The following is a 15,668-nucleotide window of genomic DNA, read 5'->3' as shown; positions in this document are numbered from 1 at the left end:
CTCGGCCGTTTCGGCGGCGCCCGTTGCGGTGACCCGGATCCGAGCAACGCACCCGCAGGGGCAGAGTCGACTTGGATCGCAGGTGACTTCGATGGACGACTGGCGAGACCGCGCCGAGTGCCGCAACGAGGATCCCGACCTCTTCTTCCCGATCGGCACCACCGGCCCGTCGCTGCACCAGACGCGGCGCGCGAAGGCGGTCTGCGAGCGCTGCCCGGTGCAGGAGCCGTGCCTGCGCTGGGCGATGGAGAGCGGGCAGGCGATCGGTGTCTGGGGCGGTACCACCGAGGCGGAGCGCCGCCTGCTGGCCCGGCGCCGGCACCGGGCGGCACACCGGTTCGGCTGACGTCGGCCGGGGCCCGTTCAGCTGACGTCGGCCGGGGCCGGTGCGGACGGCAGCCGGAGGGTGAACTCGGCGCCCTTTCCCGGTTCGCTGCGTGCCTCGGCGGTGCCGTCGTGGGCGGCGAGCAGATGGCGCACGATCGGCAGGCCGAGGCCGCTGCCTCCGGTACGGCGGCTGCGGGACTTCTCCGCGCGCCAGAACCGCTCGAAGACGTGCGGGAGGTCGTCGGCGGCGATGCCCGGGCCGGTGTCGGTGACGGTGAGGACGACGTCGTCGCCGTCATGGCGGGCGGACAGGGTCACCGTGCCGTCGGCGGGGGTGTGCCGGATGGCGTTGGAGACCAGGTTGCCGAGGGCCTGCCGCATCCGCACCGGGTCGGCGTCGAGCCAGGCGGTGCCGTCGGTGTCGGTGAGCAGGGTGACCCCGGCCGCGTCGGCGGCGACCCGGTGGGCGGCGGCGGCCTGCTCGATCAGGTCGGCGGCGCGCACCGGTTCGCGGTGCACGCGCAGGGTGCCGGCGTCGGCGGCGGCCAGGTCCTGGAGGTCGTCGATGATCCGCTGCAGGACCAGTGCCTCCTCGTGCAGGGAGCCCAGCAGGGCCGGGTCGGGGTCGACGAGGCCGTCCCGGGTGACCTCCAGCCAGCCGCGGATGTTGGTGAGGGGGCTGCGCAGTTCGTGGGCGATGTCGCTGACCATCGCCTTGCGCTGCTCCTCCAGGCGCTCCCGGCGTTCGGTGAGGTCGTTGAACGCCTCGGCCAGCAGCCCGGTCTCGTCCCGGGTGCGCACCGGTGCCCGGACGTGCAGTTCGGGCGGCTGCTGCGCGGCGGCCGTGAGCGCGCGCAGCGGCCGCACCAGGCGCATGGCGACGACGGCGGTGACGGCGACCGTGACGGCGAGGACCAGCCCGGCCGCGCCGACGATCCTGGCCTTGTTGGCCGGGGACATGTCGAAGCGGGGTGCGGTCTGGTCGCCGATGCCGAGGAAGAGTTCGGCGGCCGGGGCGACGTACGGTTCGAGCTGGGTGCGCCGGGCGTCGAGGACGCAGTTCTTCGCGATCTGGTCCATCGACCGTCTGACGTCCTTCCTGGTGACGAGGAAGCCGCCGGAGACCGGGTTGCGCCCGGTGGTGTCGTAGGTGAGGGACAGCTTGCCGCCCAGGTCCATGTCCTTGGCCCGGAGGCAGGGGCGGGCCAGGCCGGTCAGCGCGGTGAGGGCCCTGGTCTCGGTGCGGGTCGGGACGTCGAGCACCGAGTTGCGGCCGGTGGCCCCGGTCACGAGGAGGTCGCCGCAGCCGTACTTGTAGTAGTAGGAGGTGTCCGTGCCGTCGTCGACGACGAGGTAGGGCCGCCCGCTCGGGGTGTGCTGGACGCTGGTGGCGGCGCTGAACCGGTCGAAGCAGGACTTCTGCTTCTGCGCGACCAGGTCCAGCTCACTGCGTTCGGCCGCGGTGAGCCGGAACGGGCCGACCGCGCGCGGGTCGATGCCGCTGAGCTGGGCGCCGAACTCGGTGTAGGTGTCGGTGTGCAGGGGGTCCACGGTGGCCGCGGACCGAGGGGGCAGCGGGGTGTCGTGGGACGCGGAGTCGGCGATCAGCGTGCGGTCGGCGGTGGTCAGCGCGATCCTGCGGCCGGTCTTCGCGGCCAGCGCCCGCACGGTGTGCTGGACCCCGGCCCAGTCCGGGTGGTCCGCCGCGTATCCGCTGAGCTCGGCGAGGATCTTGTTGTCCGCGGCGAGGTCCTGGCCCTGCTCCTCCTCCAGCGCGCTGGTGGTGGTGGTCACGGCGAGCCAGGCGGTGGCGGCCACGGAGCACAGGGCGATCAGCACCGAGGTGAACAGCAGCCGGACCAGCAGCCGCTTGCGCCACGGTATCCGGGGCTTCACGGCCGCCTGCCGCTCAGCTTGTAGCCGACGCCGAACACGGTGACCAGCCGCACCGGCCGCCGGGGGTCGGCCTCTATCTTCCGGCGCAGGTTCATCACGTGGACGTCGACGGCCCGTTCGGTGGAGGCCCGGTCGAAGCCCCGGGTGCACTGCAGCAGTTGCCGCCGGGTGAACACCCGGTCGGGCTCCCCGGCCATGGCGAGCAGGATCTGGAACTCGGCCGGGGTCACCTCCACCGGCTCCCCGTCGCAGCGCACCGCGTGCCGCACCGGATCGACGCTGATCCCGGCGGCGCTCACGGCGGGTTCCTCCTCCCGGACCGGGGCGGCCCGCCCGCTCCGCCGCAGGATCGTCCGGATCCGGGCCATCAGCTCACGCGGGCTGTACGGCTTGGTCATGTAGTCGTCGGCGCCCAGTTCCAGGCCGAGCAGCACGTCGTCCTCGTCGGAGCGGGCCGTGAGCATCAGCACCGGGATCTCCGGATCGCCGCCGCGCAGCACCCGGCAGACGCCGAAGCCGTCGATCACCGGGAGCATCAGGTCGAGCACGACCAGGTCGGGCCCGAGCCGCCGGGCCGCGTCCAGCGCGGCGGCCCCGTCATGGACCACGGTCGCGCTGTGCCCCTCGGCGAGCAGCGATCTCCGGATCAGCTCGGCCTGCATCTCGTCGTCCTCGGCGACCAGCACATGTGCGCACACAGGTTCGGATCCTAAGCGGAGTTCCGGCGGCCTACTGGGCGAGCCAGTCGGCGTGCCCCATGACGACGACCGGATGCCGGCCCGGGTCGAGGGCGCGCAGCAGCTCTTTCATGTGCGCCTTGGCGACGCTCACACAGGCGTGCGTCGGACCTCCGTGGTCGACGTGCAGCCACACTCCACCGCCCCGCTTGGCACCCATCGGCCGGGTCCAGTCGAGCGGTGAAGTGCCGGGCTCCCGGTTGTAGTTGATGGCGATCACGTAGTCGAAGGAACCCTCCAGCGGCTCGCCCTCGAACCCGGTCCCGGGCGAGGTGAAGCCGTAGGACTGGTGGTACGGCAGCCTGCTCCCCGGGTCGGCGAGCAGGCCCCCGGCGTCGGTGAGCCCGTACACGCCGACCGGCGAGCGCAGGTCCCCGGCCAGGTGGTGCTCGCTCCAGCCGTCCCTGCCGTTGTGGGCGGGCCAACGGGCGCCGGGCTGCCAGACGCCGTCGTCGCGCGAGTAGAGCACGACGGTGGAGAGCGGCGAGTTCCTGCCCCGGCCACTGGCCACGACGACCTGCTCCGCCCGCTCGGGTATCGCGGCCGTCCTTGCAGGCCCGAGCCCGGGTATGCCGCTCGGCTGCGGACTGCTGCTCGCCGGTGCGGGTGCGGGGGAAGCCGTCTGCCGTACCGGCCGGTCGTCCTCCGACCGGTTCGGCGCGGCCTCGGCGCCACCCCCGCACCCGGTGAGCAGGGCGGGGGAGGCGGCGAGAAGGGAGACGGCGGCTCTGCGATGGATCATGAGAGCGACCCTGGCCGACGAATGTAAGAAACTCGTCAGCTTTTTACGCCCGCACCCGAAGAACCGCTAGGGCTTCCCCTTCTTGTACACCCAGGTCTGGAACAACGAACCGAGGTCGTTCCCCGACTCCTTCTCGGCGAGCTTCACGAACTCCGCGGTGGTCCCGTGCCCGTACCGGTGCTCCGAGGCCCAGGCCCGCAGGATCCGGAAGAACACCGGGTCCCCGACCGCCTTCCGCAGCTCGTGCAGCGCCATCGCGCCCCGGGCGTACACCGGCTCACCGAAGATGTTCTTCCCGCTCCCCGGATCCCCCGGCGGGTACGCCCACAGCTCGTCGCTCGCCGGCTTCGCGTACAGCGCGTCGAAGTTCTTCTGCGCGCTGTCGCCCCCGTGCTGCTCGCTGTACAGCCACTCGGCATACGTGGCAAAGCCCTCGTTGAGCCAGATGTCCTTCCAGGCGGTGAGGGAGACGGAGTCGCCGAACCACTGGTGGGCGTTCTCGTGCACGAGGGTGCTCAGGTCCGGTGCCGAGTCGTAGACCGGCCGGCCCTGGGTCTCCAGCGCGTAGCCGACGCTCGGCGCGTGGTCGACTATGGACCCGGCGGACCGGAACGGGTACGGCCCGAACAGCTTGCTCTCCCACTCCAGCACGGACGGCAGCTTCTTCAGCACGGCCGCCGACCCGCTCGCCTCGCGCGGGTCGACCGCGTTGTACACCTTGATCCCGTCCCGGGTGGTGTACTGCTGCACCTTGAACTTGCCGACCGTGGCGGTGGCGAGGTAGGCCGCCATCGGCTCGGTCTGCCGCCACCGGAAGGTCGTACGGCCGCCGGACGTGTGCCGGCCGAGGAGGACGCCGTTGGCGACGGCGGTGCGGCCCTTGGGCACGGTGATCGTGAAGTCGTACGACGACTTGTCCTTGGGGTGGCTGTTCGCCGGGAACCAGGTCATCGCGCCCTGCGGCTCCCCGGCGACGAACGCGCCGTCGTCGGTGCGGATCCAGCCGTCGGCCGAGCCGTCGGGGTCGGTGACCTGCTTGGGCGTGCCGTTGTACGCCACGGTGACCCGGAAGTCCCGGCCCTTCGCCAGCGCCCGCGCCGGCGTGACGACGAGCTCCTGTCCGCTGCGGCTGAAACGCGCGGTCCGGCCGTCGACGGTCACCTTGGTGACCTTCAGACCGCTGAGGTCGAGGTCGAAGCGGGTGAGCTTCTCGGTGGCGCGGGCGGTGAGGACCGCCTTGCCGTCGAGGTGCCGGGAGGAGGTGTCGTAGCGCAGCGTCAGGTCGTAGTGGCTGACGTGGTAGCCGCCGTTGCCGCTGAGCGGGAAGTAGGGGTCGCCCGCGCCCGCCGCGCCGACGGTGCTCGCCGAGGCCGTTCCGGCGGCGGCGAGCAGGGCCGCCAGGGCGACCGGGACGGTGCCGAGGACGGCCTCGCGGCGGAGGACTGCGGTACGTCTGCTTGCGCCCTGCACATGAACTCCTTGGGGGGTGGCCGATGATCAGTGACCCCACAGACTAGGCGCGCGGGTGTCCGCGCTTCCCCCTCATTCTGGTCAAGCCGCGCCGCGTCGGCAGCCCGTGGGGCGGGGCCGCCGCATACGCTCGCGGCACCGTCAGCGAGCCGAAGGGTGCATCGACCGTGAGCGTGCGCGTGCGCAGGATCTATGAGTCGCCCGAGCCGGCGGACGGACTGCGCGTCCTGGTGGACCGGCTCTGGCCGCGCGGACTGTCCAAGGAGGTCGCGCACGTGGACGAGTGGCCGAAGGCTGTGACTCCGTCGGACGAACTGCGCCGCTGGTTCCACGCGGGCGGGACGTACGAGGAGTTCGTCGGCCGCTACGAGGCGGAACTGGCCGCCCCCGAGGCCGCCGAACTCCTCGACGGCCTGCGGAAGTCGGTGCGCGAGGGGCCGGTGACCCTGCTGACCGCGTCCAAGACCCCGGACGAGAGCCACGCAACGGTGCTGGCACGGCTCCTGAGCGCCCCGTAAGGGGCGCGGGGGGTACCCCCGGCCGAAGGCTGGGGGAGGAACTGCGCGACCAGCCACGACGGCGCCGCAGACGGAAGTCGGCAGACGGCACCCCACGGCACTGCCGGCGCTCAGCCGGTCTGCTTCGCCGCCGCCCGCCCCGCCGCCCGCCCCGAGAACAGGCAGCCGCCGAGGAACGTGCCCTCCAGCGCGTTGTAGCCGTGCACGCCACCGCCGCCGAAGCCGGCCACCTCGCCGGCCGCGTAGAGCCCGCCGATCGGCTGCCCGTCGGCGCCGAGGGCGCGGGAGTCCAGGTCGGTCTGGATGCCGCCGAGGGTCTTGCGGGTGAGGACGTGCAGCTTGACGCCGATCAGCGGTCCGGCGGCCGGGTCGAGGATGCGGTGCGGGGTGGCGACCCGGCCCAGGCGGTCGCCGATGTAGCGGCGGGCGTTGTGGATGCCCTGGATCTGGGAGTCCTTGCTGTAGGAGTTGCCGATCTGCAGGTCGCGGGCGACGATCTGGCGGCGCACCTCGGCCGCGTCGAGGAGCGCCTTGTCGGTGAGGCCGTTCATCTTCTCGACGAGCTGCTCCAGGGAGCTGGCGGTCACGAAGTCCGCCCCGTGGTCGAGGAAGGCCTGCACCGGGCCGGGCGCGCCCTTGCCGAGCAGCCGGTCGCGCAGCACGGCCTTGCGGTCCTTGGCGGTGATGTCGGGGTTCTGCTCGGAGCCGGAGAGCGCGAACTCCTTCTCGACGATCTTGCGGGTGAGGACGAACCAGGAGTGGTCGTACCCGGCGATGTCCTCGGTGGTGCGCAGGTGCCTGAGGGTGCTGAGGGTGTCGTAGCCCGGCAGGCAGGGGTCGGGCAGGCGGCGGCCGAGGGCGTCGAGCCAGATGGAGGAGGGGCCGGGCAGGATGCGGATGCCGTGGCCCGGCCAGATGGGGTTCCAGTTCTGGATGCCCTCGGTGTAGTGCCACATGCGGTCGCGGTTGACCAGGCGGACGCCGGCCCCGGCACTGATGTCGAGCATGCGGCCGTCCACGTAGGCGGGGACGCCGGTGACCATCTCGGCGGGGGGCGTACCGAGGCGTTCGGGCCAGTAGCGGCGGACGATGTCGTGGTTGGCGCCGATGCCTCCGGTGGTGACGACGACGGCCTGGGCGGTGAGTTCGAAGTCGCCGATGCGGTCGCGGTTGGAGGCGACGCCGCGCGCCGAGTCGTCGGGGGCGAGGACGGTGCCGCGGACGCCGCGCGCCTCGCCGTCCTCGATGACGAGTTCGTCGACCTGGTGGCGGTGGTGGAAGGTGAGCAGTCCGTCGCGGGCGGCCTGCTTGGCGTACCGGACGAACGGCTCGACCACGCCGGTGCCGGTGCCCCAGGCCACGTGGAAGCGGGGCACCGAGTTGCCGTGGCCGTCCGCCCGCAGGTCGCCGCGCTCGGCCCAGCCGACGGTCGGCAGCAGGGAGATGCCGTGGCTCTGCAGCCAGGGCCGCTTCTCCCCGGCCGCGAACTCGACATAGGCGCGTGCCCAGCGCACCGCCCAGGAGTCCTCGTCGTCCTCGCGGTCGAACTGGGCGCTGCCCCGCCAGTCGCTCCAGGCCAGGTCGAGGGAGTCCTTGATGCCGAGGCGGCGCTGTTCGGGCGAGTCGACGAGGAAGAGCCCGCCGAAGGACCAGAACGCCTGGCCGCCGAGGTTGGCGGCGTTCTCCTGGTCGACCAGGGCGACGCGCCTGCCCTGGCTGGTGAGTTCGTGCGCCGCGACCAGGCCGGCGAGGCCGGCTCCGACGACGATGACGTCCGCGTCCATGGCGTCGCCCCTTCTTTCTTATCCGAGTCGGGTGCTGCCGTCGGTCAGCAGCGCGGTGAGCAGTTGTTTGAGCCAGGCGCGGGCCCGGTCCACGTCCTTGTCGAGCAGCAGCTGGACGGTGACCCCGTCGTAGGCGGCGACCACCGCGTGGGCCGCACCCTCGACGTCGCCGAGCACGGCGGGGACCGGGGCGCGGCCGCGGGCCCGCAGGAGCCGGTCGGCGACGGCCTCGCGGAGCCGGGCCCGGTGGTCCAGGAGGAGCCCGGCGACGGCCGGGTCCCGGGCGGCGTGCACCAGGAAGTCGGTCTTCACCAGCAGCCAGTCGACGTCGAGGAGGAGCACGTCGGTGACCCGGTCCACGGAGGCCGGCACGTCCAGGTCGGGGCCGTCGCCTGCGAGGGCGTCGGCGACCTGCTGGGCGATGAGGTCGGCCCGCTCCCGGTAGAGGGCGAAGAACAGCTCGTCGAGGGTGGCGAAGTTGGAGTAGAAGGCGCCCCGGCTGAACCCGGCGGCCTCGCAGACCTCCTCGATGGAGACCCGCCCGAATCCCTTGGCGGCGAACACGGTGAACGCGGCGCCGAGCAGCCGGGCGCGGGTCTGCACCCGCCGCCGGGTCACGCGCCGGTGCGTGTCGCCGTCCACCCTCATGTGCGGACCTCCGTTCGATACGCGAATGTATCGAATACATCGATGTATCGAAAGAGGCCGTCGGGAACTCGACGTCGCATACCCGCCGGAGATCAAATAGGAACAGATTTTCGATTACGGAGTACGCTTGCCGCATGGCCACGCACCTCCAGGGCTCCCTGTTCGACCAGACCGACGAGCTGCGGCTCGGCACCCTCGACGGCATCGGCCGGACCACGCTGGGTTCCGGCGCCTGGATCGACGTGCTGCCCGGCTGGCTGGGCGGCGCCGACGCGCTGTTCGAACAGCTGGCGGCGGACGTCCCCTGGCACGCCGAGCGCCGGCAGATGTACGACAGCGTCGTGGACGTACCGCGCCTGCTCGCCTTCTACGGCGCGGCCGACCCGCTCCCCCACCCCGTCCTCGTGGCGGCCCGCGAGGCGCTCACCCGGCACTACGCCGAGGAGCTGGGCGAGCCGTTCGCCACCGCCGGGCTCTGCTACTACCGCGACGGCCGGGACAGCGTGGCCTGGCACGGCGACCGGATCGGGCGGGGCGCCCGGGAGGACACCATGGTCGCGATCCTCTCCGTGGGCGCACCCCGCGACCTGCTGCTGCGTCCGCTGCGCGGCGGCCCCTCGGTCCGGCGACCGCTCGGCCACGGCGACCTGATCGTGATGGGCGGCTCCTGCCAGCGGACGTGGGAGCACTGCGTACCGAAGACGGCCCGGGCCGCCGGACCGCGGATCAGCATCCAGTTCCGGCCACAGGGGGTGCGGTGACCCGGACCTCGGCAATGGGCGGCCCGCCGCATGTGGTTGGCTGTGCTCCGTTTCGATCGGCACGAACGGGCAAGCCGGAGTGATCATGCGGGCAGAGGTACACGAAGTCGGCAAGGGCGCCTATCTGGTGCACGGCCAGCACACCAACTGGGTGATCCTCAAGGACGGTGACGCCGTCACGCTGGTGGACACCGGCTACCCCGGGGACCGGCAGGGGCTGCTCGACTCCCTCGCGGAGGTGGGCAGTTCGCCGGAGGCGGTGGCGGCCGTCCTGATCACGCACGCGCACAACGACCACCTGGGCTCCGCCGAGTACCTGCGCGAGGCCCACGGCACGCCGGTCTATCTCCACGAGGCCGAAGTACCGCACGCCCGGCGGGACTTCCTCCAGCAGGTGTCCGTGGGCGAAGTGGTGAAGAACGCCTGGCGGCCGGGTGTCGTGCCGTGGCTGGTGCACGTGCTGCGCGTCGGCGGCACCGAGCAGCACCCGGTCAAGGCGCCCGAGGCGTTCCCGGTCGCCGACGGCCCCCTCGACCTGCCGGGCCGCCCGGTCCCGGTGCACACCCCCGGCCACACCGACGGGCACACCGTCTACCACCTGCCCGAGGCCGGCCTGGTGATCTCCGGGGACGCCCTGGTCAGCGGCCACCGCACCTCGCGGATCCAGGGCCCGCAGCTGCTGCCCGACATGTTCCACCACGAGCGGGCCCGGGCCGTCGCCTCGCTGGAACTCATCGGCGCCCTCGACGGCGACGCCCTGCTGCCGGGACACGGCCCGCTGCACCGCGGTCCGGTGCGGGCGGCCGCCGACCGGGCCCGGGAGCTGGCCTCGTGACCCACCGGCCTTAAGGTTCGTCCATGGCCTTGCAGATCAACGCCACCAACCCGGAGCACCCCGCGCTCCTGCTCGAACTCCCCTGGGACGTCCCGCTGGAGGAGTGGCCCGAGGACTACCTCGTGCCACTCCCCCGGGGCATCTCCCGGCACGTGGTGCGCTACGCCCGGGCCGGCAGCGAGGTCATCGCCGTGAAGGAGCTCGCGGAACGCCCGGCGCTGCGCGAGTACGAGCTGCTGCGCGACCTGGACCGGCTCGCCATCCCCGCGGTCGACCCCCTTGCGGTGATCACCGGCCGCACCGACACCGCGGGCGACCCCCTGGAGTCGGTGCTGGTCACCCGGCATCTCGGCGGCTCGATGCCGTACCGCTCGATGTTCGAGACGACCATGCGCCCGGCCACCATGCACCGCCTCATGGACGCCCTGGCCGTGCTGCTGGTCCGCCTGCACCTCGCCGGGTTCGCGTGGGGCGACTGCTCGCTGTCCAACACCCTGTTCCGGCGGGACGCGGGCGCCTACGCGGCGTACCTGGTGGACGCCGAGACCGGCGACCTGCACCCGCAGCTGAGCAACGGGCAGCGGGAGTACGACCTCGACCTGGCCCGGGTGAACATCAGCGGGGAGCTGCTCGACCTGGAGGCCTCGGGAGCGCTGCACCCGTCGCTGGACCCGATCGAGTTCGGGTTCGAGATCTGCACCCGGTACGGCGAGCTGTGGGAGGAGCTGACCCGGACCTCGGTGTACCCGGCGGGCAAGTACCAGTACATCGAGCGCCGGATCCGGCGGCTCAACGACCTCGGCTTCGACGTCGCCGAGATGCAGATCGAGCACTCCTCCAACGGCGACTCCGTCACCTTCGTGCCGAAGGTCGTCGACGCCGGCCACCACCAGCGCCAGCTGCTGCGGCTGACCGGCCTGGACGCCGAGGAGAACCAGGCGCGGCGGCTGCTCAACGACCTGGAGAGCTGGATGGCCACCCAGGACGACTACGCCCCGGGCGACCCCCTGGCCGCCCGCCCCGAGGTACTGGCCCACCGGTGGGTGCGGGACGTCTTCCGCCCCACCGTGCGGGCCGTGCCGCCGGAGCTGCGCGGCTCGATGGACCCGGCCGAGATCTACCACGAGCTGCTGGAGCACCGCTGGTACCTGTCCGAGCGGGCGCAGCACGACATAGGCCTGGACAAGGCGGTCGAGGACTACATCGAGAACGTGCTGCCCAAGGCGCGGGAGACCCTGGAGCCGGTCACCCCGGAGTGACCGGCCCGGCGCGCGGGCCGTGGGTCAGCCGTGCGGGACCACGGCCACCGGGCAGTCGGCGTGGTGCAGCACCCCGTGCGCGACCGAGCCGATGCGGGCGCCGACCGCCGTACGGTGGGCGCGCCGCCCGACGACCACCAGCTGGGCGTGTGCGGCCGCCGAGAGCAGCACCTGCCCGGCGCTGCCCATCTCCACGTGCTCGGCGACCGGCACGTCCGGGAACCGCTCGCGCAGCGGCCGCACCGCCTCGGACAGCGCCTTCTTCTCGAAGGGCTCCATGCCTCCGGCCTCGTCCAGCAGCTTCAGCGAGCCCGGGCTGTAGGCGAAGACCGGCGGCAGGGTCCAGGCCCGCACCACCCGGACCGTCGCGCCCCGGGCCGCCGCCGTCCCGAACGCGAACTCCAGTGCGGCCGCGCTGTCCTGCGGGCCGCCCTGCTGGCCCACGACGACCTCGCGTCCGGCGGCCTCGGCAGCGGGCCGGTCACCGGCGCGCACCAGGACCACCGGGCGGGCGGCCTCGGCGATCACCTGCTGTCCGACGGAGCCGAGCAGGAACCCGGCGACCCGGCCGTGCCCGCGCGAACCCAGCGCCAGCAGCTCGGCCCCGGCCGCCGCGTCGGCCAGCACCTCGACCGGGCCGCCCTCCACCACGTCGACGCCCACCACCAGCTCCGGATACCGCCCGGTGACGGTCCGCACCGACTCGGCGACCCCGTCGGACACCCACCCGCGCTGGGCCTCCCGGTCGGCGCCGAGCGCCTCGTGCTCCTCGTAGCGCCAGGCGTGCACCACCCGGAGCGGCAGCCCGCGGCGCACCGCTTCCCGGGCCGCCCAGTCGAGAGCGGCGAGGCTCTCCTCCGTACCGTCGACCCCTGCCGTGATCGGGCGTGTCATGCACCGGCCTCCTCGTCGGTTCCGCGTCTGCGTGATCAGTCTTCCGCACCGACGGGTGCCCGCTGTGCACCGTCGTACAAGAGCGAAGGCGGGCGATCGAACATACGATGGGCGGGAACCGGTGCGGTGGCCGCTCTTCTCGCGGGGGGCCGGCCGCGCCGTTGAACCAACGGCTCGGGGTGGGAGACGTATGGCACAGGCTGCCGACGCAGCACGGACCGTCATCATGACCGTGGACGACGACCCGGGGGTGTCCCGTGCCGTCGCCCGGGACCTGCGGCGCCGCTACGGCGCGTCGTACCGGATCGTGCGTGCGGAGTCCGGCGACTCGGCGCTGGAGGCGCTGCGGGAGCTGAAGCTGCGCGGCGACCTGGTGGCGGTGATCCTGGCCGACTACCGGATGCCGCAGATGAACGGCATCGAGTTCCTGGAACAGGCCCTGGACGTGTACCCGGGGGCGCGCCGCGTGCTGCTGACCGCGTACGCGGACACCAACGCGGCGATCGACGCGATCAACGTCGTCGACCTGGACCACTATCTGCTCAAGCCCTGGGACCCCCCGGAGGAGAAGCTCTACCCGGTCCTGGACGACCTGCTGGACGCCTGGCGGGCCAGCGACTACAAGCCGGTGCCGGCCACCAAGGTGGTCGGGCACCGCTGGTCGGCCCGGTCCTCGGACGTGCGGGAGTTCCTGGCCCGCAACCAGGTGCCGTACCGCTGGTACTCGGTGGAGGAGCCGGAGGGGCAGCGGCTGCTGGCCGCGGCCGAGGCCGACGGGACGCGGCTGCCGCTGGTGATCACGCCGGACGGCACGCCGCTGGTGGAGCCGGAGGCGCCGGAGCTGGCCGCGCACGTGGGCCTGGCGACGACCCCGACGGCGGACTTCTACGACCTGGTGGTGATCGGCGGCGGCCCGGCCGGGCTCGGCTCGGCCGTGTACGGGGCGTCGGAGGGGCTGCGGACCGTGCTCGTGGAGCGGTCGGCGACCGGCGGGCAGGCCGGACAGAGCTCGCGGATCGAGAACTACCTGGGCTTCCCGGACGGTGTCTCGGGCGCCCAGCTCACCGACCGGGCCCGGCGGCAGGCCGCCAAGTTCGGCGCGGAGATCCTGACCGCCCGCGAGGTCACGGGACTGGAGATCAACGGGGCCGCGCGGGTGGTGCGGTTCGCGGACGGCTCGGCGGTCGCCGCCCACAGCGTGATCCTGGCGACCGGGGTGCAGTACCGGCAGCTGGAGGCCGAGGGCTGCATCGACCTGACCGGCTGCGGGGTGTTCTACGGCTCCGCGCTCACCGAGGCGACCTCCTGCCAGGGCCAGGACGTGTACATCGTCGGCGGCGCCAACTCGGCCGGCCAGGCGGCGATGTACCTGTCCCGGTTCGCCAAGTCGGTGACCCTGCTGGTCCGCGGCCCCGACCTGTCGGCGTCGATGTCGTACTACCTGATCCAGCAGATCAGCGAGGCCCCGAACATCGCCGTGCGCAGTCACACCGTGGTGGACGCCGCGCACGGCGTCGAGCGCCTGGAGCAGCTCACCCTGCGCCATGTGCAGAGCGGGGACCGGGAACAGGTCGACGCCCAGTGGATGTTCGTCTTCATCGGGGCGGCACCGCTCACCGACTGGCTCGGTGACACGGTGCTGCGGGACGAACGCGGGTTCATCCTGGCCGGGCCGGACCTGACCGTCGACGGACGGCCGCCGGCGGGCTGGGAGCTGGACCGGCCGCCGTACCACCTGGAGACCAGCATTCCCGGCGTGTTCGTGGCGGGCGACGCACGCGCCGAGTCCGCCAAGCGTGTCGCGTCCGCCGTCGGAGAAGGAGCCATGGCAGTGATGCTCGTCCACCGGTATCTGGAGCAGTCATGAGCGGGCAGCTGATGCCGTGCAGCCCGAAGGAGATCGGCGCGCTGTTCCTGTTCGAGAAGCTGGAGCCGGAGCAGCTCGGGCGGCTGTGCGCGGCCGGCCGGGTGGAGCTGTTCCAGCCGGGCCCGGTCTACACCGAGGGTGAGCCGGCCACCTGCTTCTACGTGATGGTCGAGGGCACCGTGGTGCTCTCCCGGCAGGTCGGCGGGGACGACGTCGAGGTGACCCGGACCTCGCAGGCCGGGGTGTACGCGGGCGCGATGCAGGCCTACCTCGGGGACCGGGTGCGGCAGGCGTACAACAACACGATGCGGGTGACCGAGCCGACGCGGTTCTTCGTGCTGCCGGCCGACACGTTCGCGGAGATCATGCAGGACTGGTTCCCGATGGCCGTGCACCTCCTGGAGGGCCTGTTCTTCGGTTCGAAGAACACCCAGGCGGCGATCGGGCAGCGCGAGCGGCTGCTGGCGCTCGGCTCGTTGTCCGCGGGCCTCACCCACGAGCTCAACAACCCGGCCGCGGCGGCCGTGCGGGCCACCTCGACGCTGCGCGAGCGGGTGGCGAAGATGCGGCACAAGCTCGCCATCATCGCCGGCGGGCCGTTCTCGCGGGAGCAGTTGTCCGGTCTGATCGAGATCCAGGAGCGCACCGCGGAACGGGTCGCCAAGGCGTCCTCGCTCAGCCCGCTGGAGGCCGCCGACCGCGAGGACGAGCTCACCGACTGGCTGGAGGACCACGGCATCGACCACGGCTGGGAGCTCGCGCCGACGTTCGTGCAGGCCGGGCTCGACGTCGACTGGCTGGAGCAGGTCGCGGCCGCCGTCGACGAGGAGATCCTGCCGAACTCGGTCGGCTGGCTCAACTACACCATCGAGACCGAGCTGTTGATGAACGAGATCGAGGACTCCACCACCCGCATCTCGAACCTCGTCGACGCGGCCAAGCAGTACAGCCAGCTGGACCGGGCGCCGTACCGCGAGGTGGACGTGCACGAACTCCTCGACAGCACCCTGCTGATGCTGTCCGGGAAGATCGGGCAGGGCATCCGGGTGGTCAAGGAGTACGACCGTACGGTCCCGCCGGTCCCCGCCTACCCCGCCGAGCTCAACCAGGTGTGGACCAACCTCATCGACAACGCGGTGTGCGCGATGAAGGACGGCGGCGAGGGCGCCGGACACGGCACGCTGACCGTGCGGACGGCGCTCGACCACGAGCAGCTGCTGGTCGAGTTCCGGGACACCGGGAGCGGGATCGCACCGGAGATCAAGAGCCGGATCTTCGACCCCTTCTTCACGACCAAGCCCGTGGGGCAGGGCACGGGGCTCGGTCTGGACATCTCCTGGCGGATCGTCGTGAACAAGCATCACGGCACCATGCGGGTGGAGTCGGAGCCCGGCGACACCCGGTTCCAGGTGCTGCTTCCGCTCACCGCCGAGACGCCCGAGGAATCCGAGACACCTGTGGAGGCAGTATGAGTGGCGACACCTCGATAGACCCGAACGTTCCGCCGAGCGGCGCGGGGTGTGTGGAGTGCGACGTGGCGGGGGGCTGGTGGTTCCATCTGCGGCGGTGCACCCAGTGCGGGCACATCGGGTGCTGCGACGACTCGCCGGCGAAGCATGCGACGGCGCACTTCCGTGACACCGGGCATCCGATCATCCGTAGTTACGAACCGGGCGAGGGGTGGTTCTGGAACTTCGAGACGGAGGAATTGTTCGAGGCCGGGCCGGAGTTGGCGCCGCCGGTGAGTCATCCTGCGGAGCAGTCGGTGCCGGGTCCCGCGGAGCGGGTGCCGGAGGACTGGGCTCGGGTACTGAGGGGCTGACGCCCAGGGGGGGTGGGGGTTCTGTGGTGACGGCGGCTGAAGGTGCATCGTGGCCGGTCGCGCAGTTCCCCGCGCCCCTCGGGGGTTTCGCCTCGCGCTTCTTGCGAG

Annotated in this window: 15 protein-coding genes; 8 read left to right on the top strand and 7 right to left on the bottom strand. The window is 72.3% G+C overall.

Features of this window, described 5'->3' with window-relative positions; translation table 11 throughout:
* Window positions 1-91: 91 nt before the first annotated feature.
* Window positions 92-346 carry a WhiB family transcriptional regulator gene (locus ACFZB3_RS40615; RefSeq protein WP_391386102.1) on the top strand — a complete coding sequence of 85 codons (255 nt, stop codon included), beginning with the start codon at window positions 92-94 and terminating at the stop codon, window positions 344-346.
* Between the two features lie 17 nt (window positions 347-363).
* Here the strand turns inward: ACFZB3_RS40615 and ACFZB3_RS40610 are convergent, their stop codons facing one another.
* From ACFZB3_RS40610 to ACFZB3_RS40595, 4 genes are all read right to left on the bottom strand, one after another.
* Complete coding sequence (locus tag ACFZB3_RS40610) at window positions 364-2,223, bottom strand: ATP-binding protein (RefSeq protein WP_391386099.1); 1,860 nt, start codon at window positions 2,221-2,223, stop codon at window positions 364-366.
* Window positions 2,220-2,921 (bottom strand): response regulator, encoded by a 702-nt coding sequence (locus tag ACFZB3_RS40605; RefSeq protein ID WP_391386096.1) that lies wholly within the window; start codon window positions 2,919-2,921, stop codon window positions 2,220-2,222. Before ACFZB3_RS40605 ends, ACFZB3_RS40610 begins: the two co-directional genes overlap by 4 nt.
* A 31-nt stretch (window positions 2,922-2,952) precedes the next feature.
* Window positions 2,953-3,702 carry a L,D-transpeptidase family protein gene (locus ACFZB3_RS40600; protein ID WP_391386092.1) on the bottom strand — a complete coding sequence of 250 codons (750 nt, stop codon included), beginning with the start codon at window positions 3,700-3,702 and terminating at the stop codon, window positions 2,953-2,955.
* A gap of 66 nt (window positions 3,703-3,768) precedes the next feature.
* Window positions 3,769-5,172: a M1 family aminopeptidase gene (locus tag ACFZB3_RS40595; RefSeq protein ID WP_391386089.1), complete on the bottom strand. Its 1,404-nt coding sequence runs from the start codon at window positions 5,170-5,172 to the stop codon at window positions 3,769-3,771.
* Between the two features lie 167 nt (window positions 5,173-5,339).
* Here ACFZB3_RS40595 and ACFZB3_RS40590 point away from each other — a divergent pair, with 167 nt between their 5' ends.
* Window positions 5,340-5,690 (top strand): DUF488 family protein, encoded by a 351-nt coding sequence (locus tag ACFZB3_RS40590; RefSeq protein ID WP_391386084.1) that lies wholly within the window; start codon window positions 5,340-5,342, stop codon window positions 5,688-5,690.
* Between the two features lie 110 nt (window positions 5,691-5,800).
* On the opposite strand, the gene ACFZB3_RS40585 is transcribed toward ACFZB3_RS40590, so the two are convergent.
* Both ACFZB3_RS40585 and ACFZB3_RS40580 read right to left on the bottom strand, forming a co-directional pair.
* A complete protein-coding gene (locus ACFZB3_RS40585; protein ID WP_391386081.1) occupies window positions 5,801-7,474 on the bottom strand; it encodes an FAD-binding dehydrogenase in 1,674 nt (557 codons plus the stop codon).
* Window positions 7,475-7,492: 18 nt separating this feature from the next.
* A complete protein-coding gene (locus ACFZB3_RS40580; RefSeq protein ID WP_391386078.1) occupies window positions 7,493-8,122 on the bottom strand; it encodes a TetR family transcriptional regulator in 630 nt (209 codons plus the stop codon).
* Between the two features lie 134 nt (window positions 8,123-8,256).
* On the opposite strand from ACFZB3_RS40580, the gene ACFZB3_RS40575 reads away from it, so the two are divergent.
* The 3 genes from ACFZB3_RS40575 (at window position 8,257) to ACFZB3_RS40565 (ending at window position 10,977) form a co-directional block, all read left to right on the top strand.
* The gene (locus tag ACFZB3_RS40575) at window positions 8,257-8,883 is read left to right on the top strand and encodes an alpha-ketoglutarate-dependent dioxygenase AlkB (protein WP_391386075.1); all 627 of its coding nucleotides are present in this window, start codon (window positions 8,257-8,259) and stop codon (window positions 8,881-8,883) included.
* An 85-nt stretch (window positions 8,884-8,968) separates the two neighbouring features.
* Window positions 8,969-9,718, top strand: coding sequence for an MBL fold metallo-hydrolase (locus tag ACFZB3_RS40570; protein WP_391386072.1), 750 nt, complete (start codon window positions 8,969-8,971; stop codon window positions 9,716-9,718).
* Window positions 9,719-9,741: 23 nt separating this feature from the next.
* Window positions 9,742-10,977 carry a DUF4032 domain-containing protein gene (locus ACFZB3_RS40565; RefSeq protein ID WP_391386069.1) on the top strand — a complete coding sequence of 412 codons (1,236 nt, stop codon included), beginning with the start codon at window positions 9,742-9,744 and terminating at the stop codon, window positions 10,975-10,977.
* 24 nt (window positions 10,978-11,001) lie between these two features.
* Here the strand turns inward: ACFZB3_RS40565 and ACFZB3_RS40560 are convergent, their stop codons facing one another.
* Window positions 11,002-11,871, bottom strand: coding sequence for a universal stress protein (locus ACFZB3_RS40560; protein WP_391386066.1), 870 nt, complete (start codon window positions 11,869-11,871; stop codon window positions 11,002-11,004).
* A 190-nt stretch (window positions 11,872-12,061) separates the two neighbouring features.
* Between ACFZB3_RS40560 and ACFZB3_RS40555 the strand changes: the two genes are divergently transcribed.
* The 3 genes from ACFZB3_RS40555 to ACFZB3_RS40545 are packed head-to-tail and all read left to right on the top strand — an operon-like array spanning window position 12,062 to window position 15,560.
* Complete coding sequence (locus tag ACFZB3_RS40555; RefSeq protein ID WP_391386061.1) at window positions 12,062-13,738, top strand: FAD-dependent oxidoreductase; 1,677 nt, start codon at window positions 12,062-12,064, stop codon at window positions 13,736-13,738.
* Window positions 13,735-15,210 (top strand): ATP-binding protein, encoded by a 1,476-nt coding sequence (locus ACFZB3_RS40550; protein ID WP_391386058.1) that lies wholly within the window; start codon window positions 13,735-13,737, stop codon window positions 15,208-15,210. Before ACFZB3_RS40555 ends, ACFZB3_RS40550 begins: the two co-directional genes overlap by 4 nt.
* A complete protein-coding gene (locus tag ACFZB3_RS40545) occupies window positions 15,207-15,560 on the top strand; it encodes a UBP-type zinc finger domain-containing protein (protein ID WP_391386056.1) in 354 nt (117 codons plus the stop codon). Before ACFZB3_RS40550 ends, ACFZB3_RS40545 begins: the two co-directional genes overlap by 4 nt.
* The last annotated feature ends 108 nt before the right edge of the window (window positions 15,561-15,668 follow it).

The organism is Streptomyces sp. NPDC008092, assembly GCF_042957285.1.
GTDB lineage: Bacteria > Actinomycetota > Actinomycetes > Streptomycetales > Streptomycetaceae > Streptomyces.
The sequence above is the reverse complement of the archived record's forward strand: the minus strand, read 5'-3'. Positions and strand labels throughout refer to the sequence as shown.